This window comes from Sphingomonas sp. UBA978, assembly GCF_002292295.1.
Taxonomy (GTDB): Bacteria; Pseudomonadota; Alphaproteobacteria; order Sphingomonadales; family Sphingomonadaceae; genus Sphingomonas.
The window spans coordinates 410,780-427,748 of sequence record NZ_DBBS01000020.1 but is presented as its reverse complement, the minus strand read 5'-3'; the positions used below and the strand labels follow the sequence as shown (position 1 = coordinate 427,748).

Here is a 16,969-nt window from a genome sequence, read left to right as displayed (position 1 = left end):
ACGCACAGCGTGCGCGGGTATAGCACAATGGTAGTGCAGCAGCCTTCCAAGCTGAATACACGGGTTCGATTCCCGTTACCCGCTCCACCCCGCCGCCCTTAGTCCTTCGCCGTCCCGGGTTCCGCCATCTTGCGATGCTGTTCGGCGAGGATCGCGTTCGGCGTGATGTTGGCGACGGCCGACTGGATCTTGTTCTTCCAGCCCGACACGACCGACGCCTTGCCCGCCATCAGCGCGTCCCAGCCGTCCTTCGCGACATCGGCGGGATCGCTCTTGTTCGGATCGGAACCGACGTCGGTATCGAGCATGTCGCCGCGCGCGAAGAATTCGGTATCGACCGGCCCGGGCATCAGGTTGGTGAGCGTGACGCCGTCGGCGTCCTTGATCTCGTTCTGGATCGCCGCGACGAAGCTGTCCACGAACGCCTTGGTGCCGTTATAGACCGCCTGGAAGCTGCCGGGAATATAGCCGGCGATCGATCCGGTCACCAACACCTTGCCCGCATTGCGCGCTACCATCGGCCCGAGCACCTTCTGAAGCAGATAGGCGGTGCCGGTGATGTTGGTGTCGACGACCGACCGCCAGTCGCTCACCTCCTGATCGAGGAAGGCATGGCCGAGGCCGTGGCCGGCATTGGCGCAGAGCAGATCGATCTGTCGCCCGTCCGCCGCATCGAGCGCCCGGTCGACGCCCTTGATCGTCGACAGGTCCGCCTCGATCGCGGTCACCGTCGTGCCGAATTGCTCGAAGTCGTTCGCCGCCGCATTGATGAGCGCCTCGTCGGCGACGACGATCAGGTCGTAGCCGTCCTTCGCCGCCAGCGTCGCCAGTTCGAAGCCGATGCCGGTCGAGGCACCGGTGATGATCGCAAGTTTGTCAGCCATGGTTCGATATCCTTCAGGCGGTGGCGGTCATGCCGGGCTTCAGCACGATCTTGGTCGTTTCGTTCTGGTGGTTCTTGAACAGGTCGTAGCCCTTGGGCGCGTCGGTCAGCGGCATGCGGTGCGAGATGAGGAATTCGGTGTCGATCTTCCCCTCCATGATCGCGTTGAGCAGCCCGGGCATGTAGTGCTGGACGTGGGTCTGGCCGGTCTTGAGCGTCAGGCCCTTTTCCATGAACGCGCCGAGCGGAAACTTGTCGACGAACCCGCCATAGACCGCAGGCATCGACACGCGCCCGCCCTTGCGGCAGGCGATGATCGCCTGACGGATCGAATGCGGGCGATCGGTGCCGAGGAAGGTCGCCGCCTTGATCCGGTCGATGACATTGTCGACGAACATGCCGTGCGCCTCCAGCCCGACCGCATCGATCACCGCGTCGGGACCAATGCCGCCGGTCATCTCCATCAGCGCTTCGTAAGTCGCGCTTTCCTCGAAGTTGATCGTCTCGGCACCGAACCGTTTCGCCAGTTCCAGACGATGCGGGAAATGGTCGATGGCGATGACGCGTTCGGCGCCCATCAGGAACGCCGATTGTACCGCGAACAGCCCGACCGGGCCGCAACCCCAGACCGCGACGGTGTCGCCCGGCTCGATCTGCGCATATTCCGCCGCCTGCCAGCCTGTCGGCAGGATGTCGGACAGGAACAGCACCTTGTCGTCCTCGACGCCGTCGGGGATGACGATCGGGCCGACGTCGCTGAACGGCACGCGGACATATTCCGCCTGACCGCCCGCATAACCGCCGGTCATGTGGCTGTAGCCGAACAGGCCCGACATCTCATGGCCGTACAGCTCCTGCGCGATATCCTGATTGTCGGCGGGCAGGCCGTTGGGGCAGGCCGAATATTGGTGCTTGCCGCAATGGTAGCAGCTGCCGCAGGCGATGGTGAACGGCACCACGACACGCTGCCCCTTCTTCAGCGTCGACTTCGCGCCGACCTCGACCACCTCGCCCATGAATTCGTGGCCGAGGATGTCGCCCGCCTGCATCGTCGGGATGTAACCGTCGTAGAGGTGCAAGTCCGATCCGCAGATCGCGGTCGAGGTGACCTTGATGATGCAGTCGCGCGGGTTGACGATCTCGGGATCGTCGACGGTATCGATGCGGACGTCGTGCTTTCCGTGCCAGGCCAATGCTTTCACAGCCCCATCTCCTCGAATTGCGCGGGGTTCATCGCTGGCGTGGCGATCTCGCCGGTCTCCATCAGCTGCTTGAAGCGGCGCAGGTCGCGGCGCGCCTGGATCGCGGGTTCGCGCTGGAACATCTTGGCGATCACCTTGCCGACCACGCCGCCGGGCGGGTCGTAGGCGATCGTCACGGTGACCACAGTGCCGCGGTCGCCGGCCTCGCGAAACTCGACGCGACCGGAATTGGCGACGTCGGCCCCGTGTTCGGACGTCCAGGCGATCAACCGGTCCTGCTGCTCTTCCGTCACGCGCGCATCCCATTCGACCTTCGCACCCGCCGGCGCCTTGACGGTCCAATGCGAATGCGTCGGATCACGCACCTCGATCGCGATCACATTCTCCATGAAATGCGACAGGTTCGCGAAATCGCGGAAGTAGCTGTAAAGTTCGCTCGCCGGGCGGTTGATCGTCACCGAACGCGCCACCACCGACGAGCCCTGCCCCTCGGTCAGCGATTCGGTTACGGTGTCGGCGGCGCCGCGTCGTTTCGACGTCGCGGCTGGCGCATCGTCATGGGCTTCGGTCATGCGGATCTCCCTTGGAAGATCCCTAACCCGGCGTAGCGCAGCCCGTTCCAGTCGTTACGCGTGCAGATTCAACTAGATAAGCCTAGTTTCTATAATCCGACGGCAGAATGACCAATAACTGGGGGATGACCGATGACCGATCGGGCCGCACCCTTCCCGGTGGCGCGGGAAGGTGGTGGACAGGGCTGGATTCGAACCAGCGTACGCTTGCACGGGCAGATTTACAGTCTGCTGCCTTTAACCACTCGGCCACCTGTCCGGATGCGAGTTCGCCGAAGCGAGGCGGCCTATTGGCGAAGCAAAACGCGGCTGTCAACGCCGCTTTCCGCCGAATCGCGGATGCTTGCGCGAAAGCCGGCCGCCGCCTAGCACCCGGACGACAGACCACCGGGGACATCGATGCGCCACCTGCTGCTTGCCACTGCCGCCCTTACCGCCGCGACGCCTGTTGCCGCGCAGGATCGCGCCGCCATCGCCACGATCATCGATCAGGGGACCAACCACAGCCAGGTCGTGCAGACCGTGCAACATCTGACCGACGTGATCGGCCCGCGCCTCGCCAATTCGCCCGGCGCGCGCACGGCGGAGGCGTGGACGGAAGGCCAGCTGCGCGCATGGGGGCTGAAGAACGTCCGCAAGGAAGGCTTCGCCTTCGGCCGCGGCTGGTCGATCGAGCGGTCGAGCGTGCGGATGGTCAGCCCGCGGCCGATCCAGCTGACCGCCATCCCCGTCGCCTGGACGCCCGCCACCGCCGGCCCGCTCACCGCGCCGGTGATCGTCGCGCTGATCGCCCGCGAACGCGATTTCGCGAAATATCGCGGCCAGCTGCGCGGCAAGATCGTCATGCTCACCCTGCCCCGCGCCGCCGCCGACCCGACCGAACCCGCCTTCCGCCGCCTGACGGGCGAGGATATCGGCAAGCTCGACCAATTCCAGCAGCCCAGCTACGATCCCGCCGCCGCCGATCGCCGGATGAAGCGGCTGGACTATACCAAGAAGCTCGACGCCTTCCTGAAGGAAGAGGGCGCGGTGGCGGTGGCGACGATGTCCTATCGCGACGGCAAGCTGGTGCATGGCGAAGGCTATCTGTTCGGCGTCGGCGATACCGCATCGCTGCCGGCGGTGCAGATCGCGCAGGAGGATTACCTCCGCCTTGCCCGGCTCGCCAAGATGGGGCCGGCGCCGGTGCTGGAGATCGTCAGCGACGTCCGCTTCGACGACAGCGACGTCAACGCCTATAACGTCATCGCCGAAATCCCCGGGACCGATCCCAAGGCAGGGTACGTCATGGCCGGCGCACATCTCGACAGCTGGGTCGCGGGCGACGGCGCCGCCGACAACGCCGCCGGCTCCGCCGAGGTGATGGAGGCGGCACGCATCCTGTCGGCGAGCGGCGTGCGGCCGAAGCGGACGATCCGCTTCGTGCTATGGGGCGCGGAGGAAGAGGGGCTGCTCGGCTCGGCCGCCTATACGCGCGCGCACCTCGCCCGCCGCGGCACCGGGCCGCAGCCCACCGGCGTCGATTACGGCTTCGCCTATCGCTGGCCGATCGTGCCGCTGCCCGGCCACGGCGAACTTGCCGCCTATTTCAACATCGACAACGGATCGGGCAAGCTGCGCGGCCTCTATGCCGAGAACAATCCGGCGGTCGTGCTGATCTTCCGCGAATGGCTCGCCCCGTTCGCCTCGATGGGGGCGGGCAACGTCGTCGCGCGTCAGACCGGCGGCACCGACCATGTCAGCCTGCAACAGATCGGCATCCCCGGCTTCCAGTTCATTCAGGACCCGCTCGATTACGGCAGCCGCGTCCATCACAGCTCGGTCGACACGTTCGATCATCTGAAGCCGGAGGATCTGCGCCAGGGCTCGATCGTCCTCGCCTCCGTCCTGCTTTCCGCCGCCAATGCCGACAAGGCATTGCCCCGCCCGCCGCTGCCGACGCAGCCGGTGGTCACCGATCCCTTTGCCTATAGCGATGCCAATGATGACTGATCCTGCTTCCACCACCCTTCGCCTGCCGGGTGCCGACTGATGGCGCGCAAGGGGCATCGCCCGTCGACGGGCACCGCCAACCGTCCCAAATTCTGGGGCCGTCACCCGGTGACGGCGGCGCTCGCCAACCCCGACCGCGTCGTCCGCAAGATCTGGGGAACGCGCGAGGCGCTGGCGTCGCTCGACATTCCGTCGACGCTGCCCGTGGTCTATGCCGAGGCGCCCGACCTCGGCCGGCTGGTGCCGGCGGACGCGCCGCATCAGGGCCTCGTCGCCGAGGTCGAGCCGCTGGAGGACAGCTGGCTCGCCGACCTGCTGATCGCGGGCAAGGACGACCAGCGCCCGCTGGTGGTGCTCGATCAGGTCACCGACCCGCACAATGTCGGCGCGATCCTGCGCTCGGCCGCGGCATTCGATGCGCTCGGCATCGTCACGCAGGACCGCCATGCGCCGCCCGAAAGCGGCACGGTCGCGCGCGCGGCGTCGGGGGCGCTGGAGACGGTGCCCTGGGTACGCGTCGTCAATCTGGCGCGCGCGCTGGAGGAGATCGCCGAGGCGGGATTCTGGCGCATCGGCCTGACCGGCCATGCCGACCAGACGCTGGCGCAGGCGATGGGCACGCAGCGCATCTGCATCGTGCTGGGCGCGGAAGGCGAAGGCATGCGCCAGAATACCGAGGCGCATTGCGACGAACTCGCCAAGCTGCCGATCAGCGAGAAGGTCGAAAGCCTCAACGTCTCGAACGCCGCGGCGATCGCGCTCTACGCGGTCGCGGCGCGCTGATCCTGCCGTCACCCCGGATCGGTTCCGGGGTGACGGCAGCGACGATCAGTCGATCAGTCCTCGCCGGCGATCGTCACCTTCAGGCCGTCGAGCGCCGGCGTCATCTGCAGCTGGCACGACAGGCGCGAGGTCGCGTTGCGTTCGTCGCTCGAATCGAGCAGGTCGTCCTCGTCCGGCCCCATCGGCGGCAGTTTGTCCGCAAATTCCGGGTCGACATGGACGTGGCAGGTGGCACAGCTGCAGCACCCGCCGCACAGCGCCAGCAATTCGTCGATACCGGCGTCGCGGATCACCTCCATGACCGACAGGCCAGCCTCACCCATGATCTCGCGTTCTTCCCCCTCACGCGTCACGACGATAAGCTTGGGCATGTCAGTCTCCGATCAAGTTGCAACCGGCCATGCCGCGCCCCGCGCCGGGGATCAAGCATGGGCCTGAGCGCGGAACAGATCCGCGTCGCGATGGATGCACTCGCCGCCGCCGAACCGGCCTTCGCAGAAGGGCTGTCGCGCGTCGGCTATCCGCCGCCCCGCATCCGCGAACGCGGCTATGCGACACTGCTGCGCACGATCCTCGGCCAGCAGGTCAGCGTCGCGTCGGCCGCCGCGGTCTATCGCAAGCTCGAGGGGCTGGTCGGCGATCCCGGCGATCCGCACACGATCCTCGCCGCCAGCGACGAGACGCTGCGCGCCGCCGGCCTGTCGCGGCAGAAGGCGAGCTACGCCCGCAGCCTCGCCGAGGAGGTGACCAGCGGCCGGCTCGATCTCGACCATCTGCCCGCCGACGACGAGGCAGCGATCGCGCAGCTCGTCCGGGTCAAGGGGATCGGCCGCTGGTCGGCGGAAATCTACCTGCTCTTCGCCGAGGGGCGCGCCGACGTGTGGCCCGCCGGCGACCTTGCCGTGCAGATCGAGGTCGGCCGCCTGCTCGGCCATGACGAACGCCCATCGGAAAAGCTCACCCGCGCGCTGGCGGAGGCGTGGCGGCCGCATCGCGGCGCGCTCGCGATCTTCACCTGGCACCATTACGGCGCCGGCCCGGATACGGATGCCGCGCCGGTCTGACCGGACGGCCTGACACAGGCTAAGGCATTCGCCGCTTTTGGGTTTGCCCCGCCCGCCGGCTTCGTCCACAGATCGGCGCATGACGACAGCCACGCCGACGACTGCCGCCCTTCCCGCTTACTCCCATCCCGCCTCGCTCGGCGGCAGCCACCGCAGCGTCGCCGTCCCCGTCGGTGCCACCGGCTGGCGGCGGCTGGGCGCGTTCATGGGGCCGGGCTTCCTTGTCGCGGTCGGCTATATGGACCCCGGCAACTGGGCGACCGACATCGCCGGCGGATCGGCATTCGGCTATACCTTGCTGTCGGTCATCCTGCTGTCGAACCTGATGGCGATCGTGCTGCAGGCGCTGTCGGTGCGGCTCGGCGTCGCCGCCGGCCTCGACCTCGCGCAGGCGTGCCGCGCTTATTATTCGAAGCCGGTGTCGCTGGCACTGTGGGTGCTGGCGGAGATCGCGATCATCGCCTGCGACCTTGCCGAGGTGCTCGGCACCGCGATCGCGCTGAAGCTGCTGTTCGGCATGCCGCTGGTCTGGGGCGTGGTGCTGACCGCGCTCGACGTGTTCCTGATCCTCGCGCTGCAACGCTTCGGCTTCCGCAAGATCGAGGCGTTCATCCTCGCGCTGCTGGTCATCATCGCTGGCTGTTTCGCCTATGAGCTGTTCCACGCGAAGCCCGACATGGGCGCGCTGATGGCGGGCTTCATCCCCTCGCCCGGCATCGTCACCGATCCCGCCAAATTGTACCTCGCGATCGGCATCCTCGGCGCGACGGTGATGCCGCACAACCTCTATCTCCACTCCTCCATCGTCCAGACCCGCGCCTTCGCCCATACCGACGCGGGCAAGGCGGAGGCGGCGAAGATGGCGACGCTGGACAGCACGATCGCGCTCGGCCTCGCCTTCTTCATCAACGCCGCGATCCTGATCGTCGCCGCGGCGGTGTTCCACACCGCCGGCCGCACCGAGGTCGCCGAGATCGACGAGGCCTATCGCCTGCTCGCGCCGATGATGGGCGTCGGCGCGGCGAGCGTCGTGTTCGGCATCGCGCTGCTCGCCTCGGGCCAGAATTCCACCGTCACCGGCACGCTGGCGGGCCAGATCGTGATGGAGGGGTTCCTCAACCTGCGCCTGCCGGTGTGGCTGCGGCGGCTGGTGACGCGGCTGCTGGCGATCGTGCCGGCGGTGATCGTGGTCGGCGCATCGGGCGACAGCGGCGCGACGCAGTTGCTGGTGCTGAGCCAGGTCGTGCTCAGTCTGCAGCTGCCGTTCGCGGTGGTGCCGCTGGTGCTGTTCACCGGCCAGTCGCGGGTGATGGGCCGTTTCGTCAGCCCGGCGTGGCTGCGGATGCTCGCCTGGAGCATCGCGGCGATCATCATCGGCCTCAACTGCACGTTGCTGATCGGGATGCTATGATCCCGATGCGGTCGTTTTGGCAGGTGACTTTCACCGCCGGGCGTCGTCTATTGCGCCCTCCTCTTGCTCCGGACATGCCGTGACAGACAGCCCCGCCGCCGCTTCGCCGACCGCTTCCAGCAACGACCTCGCCTCCACCATCGTCGACACGCTCGTCCACCGCATCGGCAAGGATGCGCAGGCCGCGCGGCCACACGACTGGCTGGCCGCGACGATCCTGACGCTGCGCAACGAGATCATCGAACGCTGGATGGAATCGACCAAGGCGGCGCATGCCGCCGGCGCCAAGCGGGTCTATTACCTCAGCCTCGAATTCCTGATCGGGCGGCTGCTGCGCGATGCGCTGTCGAACCTGCGTCACAACGACGAGGTGGCGGCGGCGCTTGCGACGCTGGGGGTCGACCTTGCCGAGATCGAGGAGATCGAGCCCGACGCGGCGCTCGGCAACGGCGGCCTCGGTCGCCTCGCGGCTTGTTTCATGGAGAGCCTCGCGAGCCTCGACCTGCCAGCCTATGGCTATGGCATCCGTTACGTGAACGGCATGTTCCGCCAGCGGCTCGACGACGGCTGGCAGATCGAGCTGCCCGAGAACTGGCTGGCGCACGGCAATCCGTGGGAATTCGAACGCCGCGAGAGCGCCTATTTCGTCGGCTTCGGCGGCGAGGTGACCAGCGTTGCGGAGGGCCGCGTCCACTGGTCGCCGGCGGAGGCGGTGGAGGCGGTCGCGTTCGACACGCCGATGGTCGGCTGGCGCGGCAAACGGGTCAACACGCTGCGGCTGTGGAATGCGCGCGCGTTTGATCCGATCAAGCTCGACCAGTTCAACGCCGGCGATTTCGAGGGCGCGCTCGCCGGACAGATGCGCGCCGAGACGCTGACCCGCGTCCTCTATCCCAACGACAGCACGCCCGCCGGTCAGGAGCTGCGGCTGCGGCAGGAGTATTTCTTCTCCTCCGCGTCGATCCAGGACATCGTCCGCCGGCATATCCAGTATTTCGACGACATCCGGACTCTGCCCGACAAGGCGGCGATCCAGCTCAACGATACCCATCCCGCGGTCGCGGTGGCGGAGTTGATGCGGCTGCTGGTCGATCATCACGAACTGACGATGCCGGAGGCGTGGGACATCACCCGGCAGGTGTTCGGCTATACCAACCACACGCTGTTGCCCGAGGCGCTGGAAAGCTGGCCGCTGCCGCTGTTCGAACGGCTGCTGCCGCGACACATGCAGATCGTCTATGCGATCAACGCCAAGCTGCTGCGCGAGGCGCGCGGCGTCGAGGGGATCGACGATCGCGCGATCGCCGCGATCAGCCTGATCGACGAGGGCGGCGAGCGGCGCGTGCGGATGGCGAACCTCGCCTTCGCGGGCAGCCACAGCGTCAACGGCGTCGCCGCGCTGCACACCGACTTGATGAAGAAGACGGTGTTCGCCGATCTCCACCGCCTCTATCCCGACCGCATCAACAACAAGACCAACGGCATCACGCCGCGGCGCTGGCTGCAGCAATGCAACCCGGGCCTGACCGGCCTGTTGACCGAGGCGATCGGCGCCGATTTCCGCGACGATGCGACCAGATTGACCGCGCTGATTCCTTTTGCCGACGACGCATCATTTCGGGAGCGTTTCGCCGCGGTGAAGCGTTCGAACAAAGTGACGCTCTCGACCTATATCAAGGAAAGCATGGGGTTGACCCTCGATCCCGATGCGATCTTCGACGTCCAGATCAAACGCATCCACGAATACAAGCGCCAGCTGCTCGGCATCGTCGAGACGGTGGCGCTGTACGACCAGATCCGCAGCCACCCCGAACGGCAATGGACGCCGCGGGTGAAGTTGTTCGCGGGCAAGGCCGCGTCGAGCTATCACAACGCCAAGCTCATCATCAAACTGGCGAACGACGTCGCCAAGCGGATCAACGCCGATCCTGCGGTGGGCGACCTGCTCAAGGTCGCGTTCGTGGCGAACTATAATGTCAGCATGGCCGAGCGGATCATCCCGGCTGCCGACCTGTCCGAACAAATCTCGACCGCGGGCATGGAGGCGTCGGGCACCGGCAACATGAAGTTCGCGCTCAACGGCGCGCTGACGATTGGCACGCTGGACGGCGCCAATATCGAGATAAAAGAGCATGTCGGCGACGACAATATCTTCATCTTCGGCCTTACCGCCGACGAAGTCGCCGAAAAGCGCGCCAGCGGCTATCGCGGTCGCGACGTGATCGAGGGATCGCGCGAGCTGGCGCAGGCGGTCAACGCGATCCGCTCCGGCGTCTTCTCGCCCGACGATCCCGGCCGCTACACCGGGCTGATGGACGGCCTGTATGACCATGACTGGTTCATGCTCGCCGCCGATTTCGATGCCTATGCCGCCGCGCAGCGCGACGTCGATGCGAAGTGGAACTACACCGCCGCTTGGGGCCGGTCGGCGGTGCTCAACGTTGCCAATATGGGCTGGTTCTCGTCCGACCGGACGATCGGCGAATATGCCAAGCAGATCTGGGGTGTCAAGTGAAACCACCGCGTGGCGCCATCGCCGCCTTGCTCGACGGGCGCCACGACGATCCGTTCTCGCTGCTCGGCGTGTTCGCCGGACCGGGCGGCACCTTCGCGCGCACCTGGATTCCGGGCGCGGAAACCGCGGAAGCCTATGATCTGGACGGGGCGTCGCTCGGGGCGCTGACGCGCGTCGGCTCGGACGATCTCTTCGAGGGGATCGTCACCGGGGCACCGCAACCGGTGAAGTACCGGGCGCAGGGCTATGGCGCGGAATGGTGGGTGACCGATCCGTACAGCTTCGGGCCGGTGCTGGGGCCGACCGACGATTATCTGATCGCGGAGGGGTCGCACTTCCGCCTTTACGACAAGATGGGCGCGCATTTGATCGAGCATCAAGGCGTATCCGGCGTGCATTTTGCGGTCTGGGCGCCGAATGCGCAACGCGTGTCGGTGGTCGGCGACTTTAACGACTGGAACCACGCCCGCCACGTCATGCGCCGGCGTAGCGAGGTGGGCGTGTGGGAGATCTTCGTTCCCGACATCGGCGCCGGCCGCAGCTATAAATTCGCCATCCATGGCCCGGACGGCCGGTTGCAGCCGCTGAAGGCGGACCCCTATGCCTTCGCCGCGGAACTGCGCCCCAAGACCGCGTCGATCACCACCGCACCGCCCGCGCATGTCTGGGGCGACGGTGCGCATCGCGACACCTGGTCGAAGGTTGATCCACGCCGCGTGCCGATGAGCATCTACGAGGTGCATGCCGGCAGTTGGGACAAGGACGAGAACGGCTGGTATCTCTCGTGGGATGCGCTCGCCGACCGGCTGATCCCCTATGTCGTCGACATGGGCTTCACGCATATCGAGTTCATGCCGATCAGCGAGCATCCCTATGATCCGTCATGGGGGTATCAGACCACCGGCCTTTACGCGCCGTCCGCGCGCTTCGGCGATCCCGACGGCTTCGCGCGCTTCGTCGACGGCGCGCATCGTGCCGGCATCGGCGTGCTGCTCGACTGGGTGCCGGCGCATTTCCCAGTCGACGCGCATGGCCTGACCCGCTTCGACGGCACGGCCCTGTACGAGCATGAGGATCCGCGGCTCGGCTTCCACCCCGACTGGAACACCGCGATCTACAATTTCGGACGGCGCGAGGTGCGCTCGTTCCTCATCAACAACGCCTTGTTCTGGCCTGAACGTTATCATGTTGACGGTCTGCGCGTCGATGCCGTCGCGTCGATGCTGTATCGCGACTACAGCCGCGAACCCGGCGAATGGATTCCGAACGATCAGGGCGGGCGCGAGAATTGGGAGGCGGTGACCTTCCTCCGCGACCTGAACCGCGCGGTCTACGGCAAGCAGGACGGCGTGTTCACCGTCGCCGAGGAATCGACCAGCTGGCCGGGCGTGTCGACGCCGGCATTCGAGGAGGGACCGAAGGAAAGCCTTGGCTTCGGCTTCAAATGGAACATGGGCTGGATGCACGACACGCTCCAGTATTTCGCGCGCGAGCCCATCCACCGCCGCCATCATCACGGCGAGATCACCTTCGGCTTCGTCTATGCCTTCGACGAGAATTTCGTCCTGCCGCTCAGTCATGACGAGGTCGTCCACGGCAAGGGATCGCTGCTCACCAAGATGGCCGGCGACGACTGGCAGCAATTCGCCAACCTGCGTGCCTATTACGCCTTCATGTGGGGCTATCCCGGCAAGAAGCTGTTGTTCATGGGGCAGGAGTTCGCGCAGCGGCAGGAGTGGAGCGAGGAACGCGCGCTCGACTGGCATTTGCGCAATTCTGCGGCGCACGACGGCGTTCGCAAGCTCGTCCGCGACCTCAACCGCGTCTATCGCGACACGCCCGCGCTGCACGCGCGCGATTGCGAGGCGGAGGGGTTCGAATGGCTGATCGGCGACGACGCCACCAATTCGGTTTTCGCCTGGCTGCGCAAGGCGCCCGGCGAGAAACCAGTGGCGGTGATCGCCAACCTGACACCGGTTGCCCGTGCCCCCTATCGCGTGCCGCTGCCGCATAACGGTCGCTGGCGCGAGGTAATGAACTCCGATGCCCATGACTATTGGGGATCGGGGTTGGGCAATCTGGGCGGGGTCGAGGCGAAGGACGGCGCGGCCTGGGTGACGCTGCCGCCGCTCGCCACGGTGATGCTGGAATACGAAGGCTGAAACGGCCGGTGACGACAACAGGAGGGTGCGAATGGTAGACAGACGAGGACAGCCGCTGTCGCGCGACGCGATGGCGTACGTGCTGGCGGGCGGGCGCGGCAGCCGGCTGATGGAGCTGACCGACACGCGCGCCAAGCCGGCGGTCTATTTCGGCGGCAAGAGCCGGATCATCGACTTCGCGCTCTCGAACGCGATCAATTCGGGCATCCGCCGCATCGGCGTCGCGACGCAGTACAAGGCGCATTCGCTGATCCGCCATTTGCAACGCGGCTGGAACTTCCTGCGCCCGGAACGCAACGAGAGCTTCGACATCCTGCCCGCCTCGCAGCGCGTCAGCGAGTTCCAATGGTATGAGGGCACCGCCGATGCCGTGTTCCAGAACATCGACATCATCGAGGCGTACAACGTCGAATATATGGTGATCCTGGCGGGCGATCACATCTACAAGATGGATTACGAGGTGATGCTCCAGCAGCATTGCAACAGCGGCGCCGACGTCACCGTCGCCTGTATGGAGGTGCCGCGGATGGAGGCGGTGGCGTTCGGCGTGATGCACGTCGACGAGACCGACCGGATCATCGATTTCGTCGAGAAACCGGCTGATCCGCCCTCGATTCCGGGCCAGCCCGACACCGCACTCGCCAGCCTCGGCATCTACGTCTTCCGCACCAAGTTCCTGATCGAGGAGTTGCGGCGCGATGCCGACACGCCGGGATCGGCGCGCGATTTCGGCAAGGACATCATCCCCTATCTGGTCGAGCACGGCCATGCGCAGGCGCATCGCTTCTCCGCCAGCTGCGTGCGCACCAGCGAGGAACCCGCCGCCTATTGGCGCGACGTCGGCACCGTCGATGCCTATTGGGAGGCGAACATCGACCTCACCGACGTCATACCTCAGCTCGACGTCTATGACCACGAATGGCCCCTGTGGACCTATTCGGAGATCACCCCGCCGGCCAAGTTCGTCCATGACGAGGACGGCCGCCGCGGTTCGGCGGTATCGAGCCTCGTGTCGGGCAATTGCATCGTGTCGGGGTCGTCGATCCAGCGCAGCCTATTGTCCACCGGCGTCCGCGCGCACAGCTTCTCGTCGCTGGATGAGGCCGTCGTCCTCCCGTATTGCCATATCGGCCGCAACGCGCAGCTGAAGCGCGTCGTGCTCGACCGCGGCGTCGTCATCCCCGACGGACTCGTCGTCGGGCAGGACCCCGAACTGGACAGCCGCCGCTTCCGCCGGACCGACAAGGGCATCTGCCTCATCACGCAACCGATGATCGACCGCCTGCCATCGTGACCTCCGACGTGCCGCTGAAGGTCCTCTCCGTCGCATCGGAGGCGTTTCCGCTCGTCAAGACGGGCGGTCTCGCCGATGTCGTCGGCGCGCTGCCCGATGCGCTGGCGCCGCATGGCGTCGCGACCACGACCCTGATCCCGGGCTATCCCACCGTCGGCAAGGCGGTGAAGGGCGCGAAGGTCGTCCACCGCTGGAAGGACCTGATGGGTGCGGAAGCACGGTTGCTCTCCGCCAGGATCGGTAGCCACCCGCTGCTGGTGTTAGATGCCCCTGCCCTGTTCGCGCGCGCCGGCGGATTGTATGGGGCGGAGGACGACTGGCGGCGCTTCGCCGCGCTGTCGCGGGCGGCGGCTGAGATAGCGGACGGCATGCACTTCGACCTGTTGCACGCGCACGACTGGCAGGCGGCGCTGGCGCCCGCCTATCTGCGCTATCGTCCGGCGGACGCACGGCCCGTCGCGAGCGTGATGACCGTGCACAATATTGCGTTCCAGGGGCAGTTTGGGGCGGAGATCTTCGCCGAACTGGGCCTGCCCGACGCGGCCTATGCGATCGACGGCGTCGAATATTACGGCGGCGTCGGCTTCCTCAAGGCGGGCCTCGAATCCGCCGATTCGATCACCACCGTCAGCCCGACCTATGCCGCCGAAATCCGCGAGGGCCGGTTCGGCATGGGGCTGGAAGGGCTGATCGAGACGCGGCGCGGCCGCGTGCACGGCATCGTCAACGGCATCGACCCGGCGGTGTGGAATCCGGAAACCGACACGGCGCTGCCCAGCCGCTACACCGCGCGTGCGCTCGGCCGCCGCAAGGCGAACAAGCGCGCGGTCGAGGCGATGTTCGGCCTCGACACGGGCGACGGACCGATCTTCACCGTCATCAGCCGGCTGACCTGGCAGAAGGGCATGGACGTGCTCGTCCAGTGCCTCGACGAACTGGTGTCGCTCGGCGGGCGGCTGGCGCTGCTCGGATCGGGCGATGCGCATCTGGAGGCGGCGTTCCTTGCCGCCGCGGCGCGGCATCCGGGACGGATCGGGGTGACAATCGGCTATGACGAGCCGCTGTCGCATCTGTTGCAGGGCGGGGCCGACGCGATCCTGATCCCGTCACGGTTCGAACCGTGCGGGCTGACCCAGCTCTATGGCCTCGCTTATGGCTGCGTCCCCGTCGTCGCGCGCACCGGCGGGCTTGCCGACACGGTAATCGACGCGAACGAGGCAGCGCTCGCGGCCGGCGTCGCGACCGGTTTCCAGCATGGCGAAACCGGCTATCACACTCTCGCCCACGCCATCCGCCGCACGATCACCGCCTATGCACGGCCCGATCTGTGGTGCACGATCCAGCGCAACGGGATGCGCGCCGATTTCTCATGGGCGGAAAGCGGTCGCCGTTACGCCGAATTGTACAAGAGCCTGACAGGAGCCGCATGACCACGACCGTCGCGACCACGCCCTACACCGACCAGAAGCCGGGAACGTCCGGCCTGCGCAAGAAGGTGAAGGTGTTCCAGCAGCCGAACTACGCCGAAAACTTCATCCAGTCGGTCTTCGACGTGATCGATGGCAAGGCGGGCGCGACGCTGGTGATCGGCGGCGACGGCCGCTTCCTCAATCGCGAAGTGATCCAGAAGGCGATCCGCATCGCCGCGGCGAACGGCTTCGCTCGCGTCGTGGTGGGGCGCGGCGGCCTGCTCTCGACGCCCGCCGCGAGCCACCTGATCCGCATCCGCAAGGCGCTGGGCGGGCTGGTGCTGTCGGCGAGCCACAATCCCGGCGGTCCCGACGAGGATTTCGGGATCAAATACAATATCGCCAATGGCGGCCCCGCGCCCGAACAGGTCACCGATGCGCTTTACGCGCGGACGAAGACGATCGATCGCTGGCTGACGGTCGATGCGAAGGACGTCGATCTCGACTCCCTTGGCGAGGTGACGGTCGGCGCGATGACGGTCGAGGTGATCGATCCGGTGACCGATTACGCGGCGCTGATGGAGACGCTGTTCGACTTCCCCGCCATCCGCGGCGCGGGCCTGACCATGGCGTTCGACGCGATGAACGCGATCACCGGCCCCTATGCGACGGAAATCCTGGAAAAGCGGCTCGGCTTCGCGGCCGGCACCGTGCGCAACGGGACGCCGCTGGAGGATTTCGGCGGGCATCACCCCGATCCCAACCTCGTCCATGCGCACGCACTGTACGAGACGATGATGGCGGCGGACGCGCCCGATTTCGGCGCCGCCTCGGATGGCGACGGCGACCGCAACCTCATCATCGGCCGCAACCGCTTCGTCACCCCGTCCGACAGCCTCGCGATGCTCGCCGCCAATGCGCATCTCGCCCCCGGCTATGCCGCTGGGCTGAAGGGGATCGCGCGGTCGATGCCGACCAGTGCCGCCGCGGATCGCGTTGCGGCCAAGCTCGGCGTGCCGGTGTTCGAGACGCCGACGGGATGGAAGTTCTTCGGCAACCTGCTCGACGCGGGCATGGCGACGATCTGCGGCGAGGAAAGCGCCGGCACCGGTTCGGACCACGTCCGCGAAAAGGATGGCCTGTGGGCGGTGCTGCTGTGGCTCAACATCCTTGCCGCGCGTGGTGCTTCGGTCGATGCGATCGCCCGCGACCATTGGGCGACCTATGGTCGTAACTATTACGCGCGCCACGATTACGAGGGCGTCGAGACGGAGCGCGCGGATGCGCTGATGGCCGAATTGCGCGGCAAGCTCGACACGCTGGCCGGCATGCAGGTGTCCGGGCTGACGATCGCCGGCGCGGACGATTTCGCCTATACCGATCCGACCGACGGCTCGGTCAGCCGCAACCAAGGCGTGCGCATCCTGTTCGAGGGCGGCAGCCGCGTCGTGTTCCGCCTGTCCGGTACGGGCACCACCGGCGCGACGTTGCGCGTCTATCTCGAACGCTACGAACCGGCGTCCGGCGACATCGACCGTGAGACGGGCGACATGCTCGCCGATATCGTCGCCGCGGCGGACGCGCTTGCCGGCATCGCCCGCCACACCGGCCGCACCGCGCCGGACGTGGTGACCTGAACGCATCTGCCTCCGGGTAGCACCCCCGGACTTGTTCCGGGGGCC

13 protein-coding genes and 2 tRNA genes are annotated in these 16,969 nt (G+C 66.7%); 10 read left to right on the top strand and 5 right to left on the bottom strand.

Features of this window, described 5'->3' with window-relative positions:
• Positions 1-13 precede the first annotated feature (13 nt).
• A tRNA-Gly gene (locus B2515_RS14500) sits at positions 14-87 on the top strand.
• Between the two features lie 11 nt (positions 88-98).
• Here the strand turns inward: B2515_RS14500 and B2515_RS14495 are convergent.
• The 4 genes from B2515_RS14495 to B2515_RS14480 all read right to left on the bottom strand — a co-directional run bounded on the left by B2515_RS14495 (position 99) and on the right by B2515_RS14480 (position 2,916).
• Positions 99-884 (bottom strand): SDR family NAD(P)-dependent oxidoreductase, encoded by a 786-nt coding sequence (locus B2515_RS14495; RefSeq protein ID WP_293877455.1) that lies wholly within the window; start codon positions 882-884, stop codon positions 99-101.
• A 13-nt stretch (positions 885-897) separates the two neighbouring features.
• Entirely contained in the window at positions 898-2,085 is a 1,188-nt protein-coding gene (locus tag B2515_RS14490) for a zinc-dependent alcohol dehydrogenase (protein ID WP_293877453.1), read from the bottom strand.
• Positions 2,082-2,657: an SRPBCC family protein gene (locus B2515_RS14485; protein ID WP_293877451.1), complete on the bottom strand. Its 576-nt coding sequence runs from the start codon at positions 2,655-2,657 to the stop codon at positions 2,082-2,084. The genes B2515_RS14490 and B2515_RS14485 overlap by 4 nt, the downstream gene beginning before the upstream one ends.
• Positions 2,658-2,830: 173 nt before the next feature.
• Positions 2,831-2,916 (bottom strand) — tRNA-Tyr (locus B2515_RS14480).
• 140 nt (positions 2,917-3,056) lie between these two features.
• Here B2515_RS14480 and B2515_RS14475 point away from each other — a divergent pair.
• Complete coding sequence (locus B2515_RS14475; RefSeq protein WP_293877449.1) at positions 3,057-4,649, top strand: M20/M25/M40 family metallo-hydrolase; 1,593 nt, start codon at positions 3,057-3,059, stop codon at positions 4,647-4,649.
• A gap of 39 nt (positions 4,650-4,688) precedes the next feature.
• Positions 4,689-5,432: a 23S rRNA (guanosine(2251)-2'-O)-methyltransferase RlmB gene (gene rlmB, locus B2515_RS14470; protein WP_293877448.1), complete on the top strand. Its 744-nt coding sequence runs from the start codon at positions 4,689-4,691 to the stop codon at positions 5,430-5,432.
• Between the two features lie 53 nt (positions 5,433-5,485).
• Here the strand turns inward: rlmB and B2515_RS14465 are convergent, their stop codons facing one another.
• Positions 5,486-5,803, bottom strand: coding sequence for a 2Fe-2S iron-sulfur cluster-binding protein (locus tag B2515_RS14465; protein ID WP_293877447.1), 318 nt, complete (start codon positions 5,801-5,803; stop codon positions 5,486-5,488).
• 57 nt (positions 5,804-5,860) lie between these two features.
• Between B2515_RS14465 and B2515_RS14460 the strand changes: the two genes are divergently transcribed.
• The 7 genes from B2515_RS14460 (at position 5,861) to B2515_RS14430 (ending at position 16,924) form a co-directional block, all read left to right on the top strand.
• Complete coding sequence (locus B2515_RS14460; protein ID WP_293877446.1) at positions 5,861-6,496, top strand: DNA-3-methyladenine glycosylase family protein; 636 nt, start codon at positions 5,861-5,863, stop codon at positions 6,494-6,496.
• A 79-nt stretch (positions 6,497-6,575) separates the two neighbouring features.
• On the top strand, positions 6,576-7,907 hold the full coding sequence (locus B2515_RS14455) for an Nramp family divalent metal transporter (protein WP_293877444.1): 1,332 nt from the start codon (positions 6,576-6,578) through the stop codon (positions 7,905-7,907).
• A 79-nt stretch (positions 7,908-7,986) separates the two neighbouring features.
• The gene (locus B2515_RS14450) at positions 7,987-10,422 is read left to right on the top strand and encodes a glycogen/starch/alpha-glucan phosphorylase (protein WP_293877442.1); all 2,436 of its coding nucleotides are present in this window, start codon (positions 7,987-7,989) and stop codon (positions 10,420-10,422) included.
• A complete protein-coding gene (glgB, locus tag B2515_RS14445; RefSeq protein WP_293877440.1) occupies positions 10,419-12,584 on the top strand; it encodes a 1,4-alpha-glucan branching protein GlgB in 2,166 nt (721 codons plus the stop codon). The genes B2515_RS14450 and glgB overlap by 4 nt, the downstream gene beginning before the upstream one ends.
• Positions 12,585-12,615: 31 nt before the next feature.
• Complete coding sequence (gene glgC / locus B2515_RS14440; RefSeq protein ID WP_293877438.1) at positions 12,616-13,878, top strand: glucose-1-phosphate adenylyltransferase; 1,263 nt, start codon at positions 12,616-12,618, stop codon at positions 13,876-13,878.
• An 8-nt stretch (positions 13,879-13,886) separates the two neighbouring features.
• The gene (glgA, locus tag B2515_RS14435) at positions 13,887-15,308 is read left to right on the top strand and encodes a glycogen synthase GlgA (RefSeq protein ID WP_293877659.1); all 1,422 of its coding nucleotides are present in this window, start codon (positions 13,887-13,889) and stop codon (positions 15,306-15,308) included.
• A complete protein-coding gene (locus B2515_RS14430; RefSeq protein ID WP_293877436.1) occupies positions 15,305-16,924 on the top strand; it encodes an alpha-D-glucose phosphate-specific phosphoglucomutase in 1,620 nt (539 codons plus the stop codon). Before glgA ends, B2515_RS14430 begins: the two co-directional genes overlap by 4 nt.
• The last annotated feature ends 45 nt before the right edge of the window (positions 16,925-16,969 follow it).

Excerpts from the sequence above, each read along its gene's own strand:
- B2515_RS14495 (WP_293877455.1), bottom strand. The coding sequence starts at position 884 with ATGGCTGACAAACTTGCGATCATCACCGGTGCCTCGACCGGCATCGGC.
- B2515_RS14485 (WP_293877451.1), bottom strand. The coding sequence starts at position 2,657 with ATGACCGAAGCCCATGACGATGCGCCAGCCGCGACGTCGAAACGACGC.
- B2515_RS14475 (WP_293877449.1), top strand. The coding sequence starts at position 3,057 with ATGCGCCACCTGCTGCTTGCCACTGCCGCCCTTACCGCCGCGACGCCT.
- rlmB (WP_293877448.1), top strand. The coding sequence starts at position 4,689 with ATGGCGCGCAAGGGGCATCGCCCGTCGACGGGCACCGCCAACCGTCCC.
- B2515_RS14465 (WP_293877447.1), bottom strand. The coding sequence starts at position 5,803 with ATGCCCAAGCTTATCGTCGTGACGCGTGAGGGGGAAGAACGCGAGATC.
- B2515_RS14460 (WP_293877446.1), top strand. The coding sequence starts at position 5,861 with ATGGGCCTGAGCGCGGAACAGATCCGCGTCGCGATGGATGCACTCGCC.
- B2515_RS14455 (WP_293877444.1), top strand. The coding sequence starts at position 6,576 with ATGACGACAGCCACGCCGACGACTGCCGCCCTTCCCGCTTACTCCCAT.
- glgC (WP_293877438.1), top strand. The coding sequence starts at position 12,616 with ATGGTAGACAGACGAGGACAGCCGCTGTCGCGCGACGCGATGGCGTAC.
- B2515_RS14430 (WP_293877436.1), top strand. The coding sequence starts at position 15,305 with ATGACCACGACCGTCGCGACCACGCCCTACACCGACCAGAAGCCGGGA.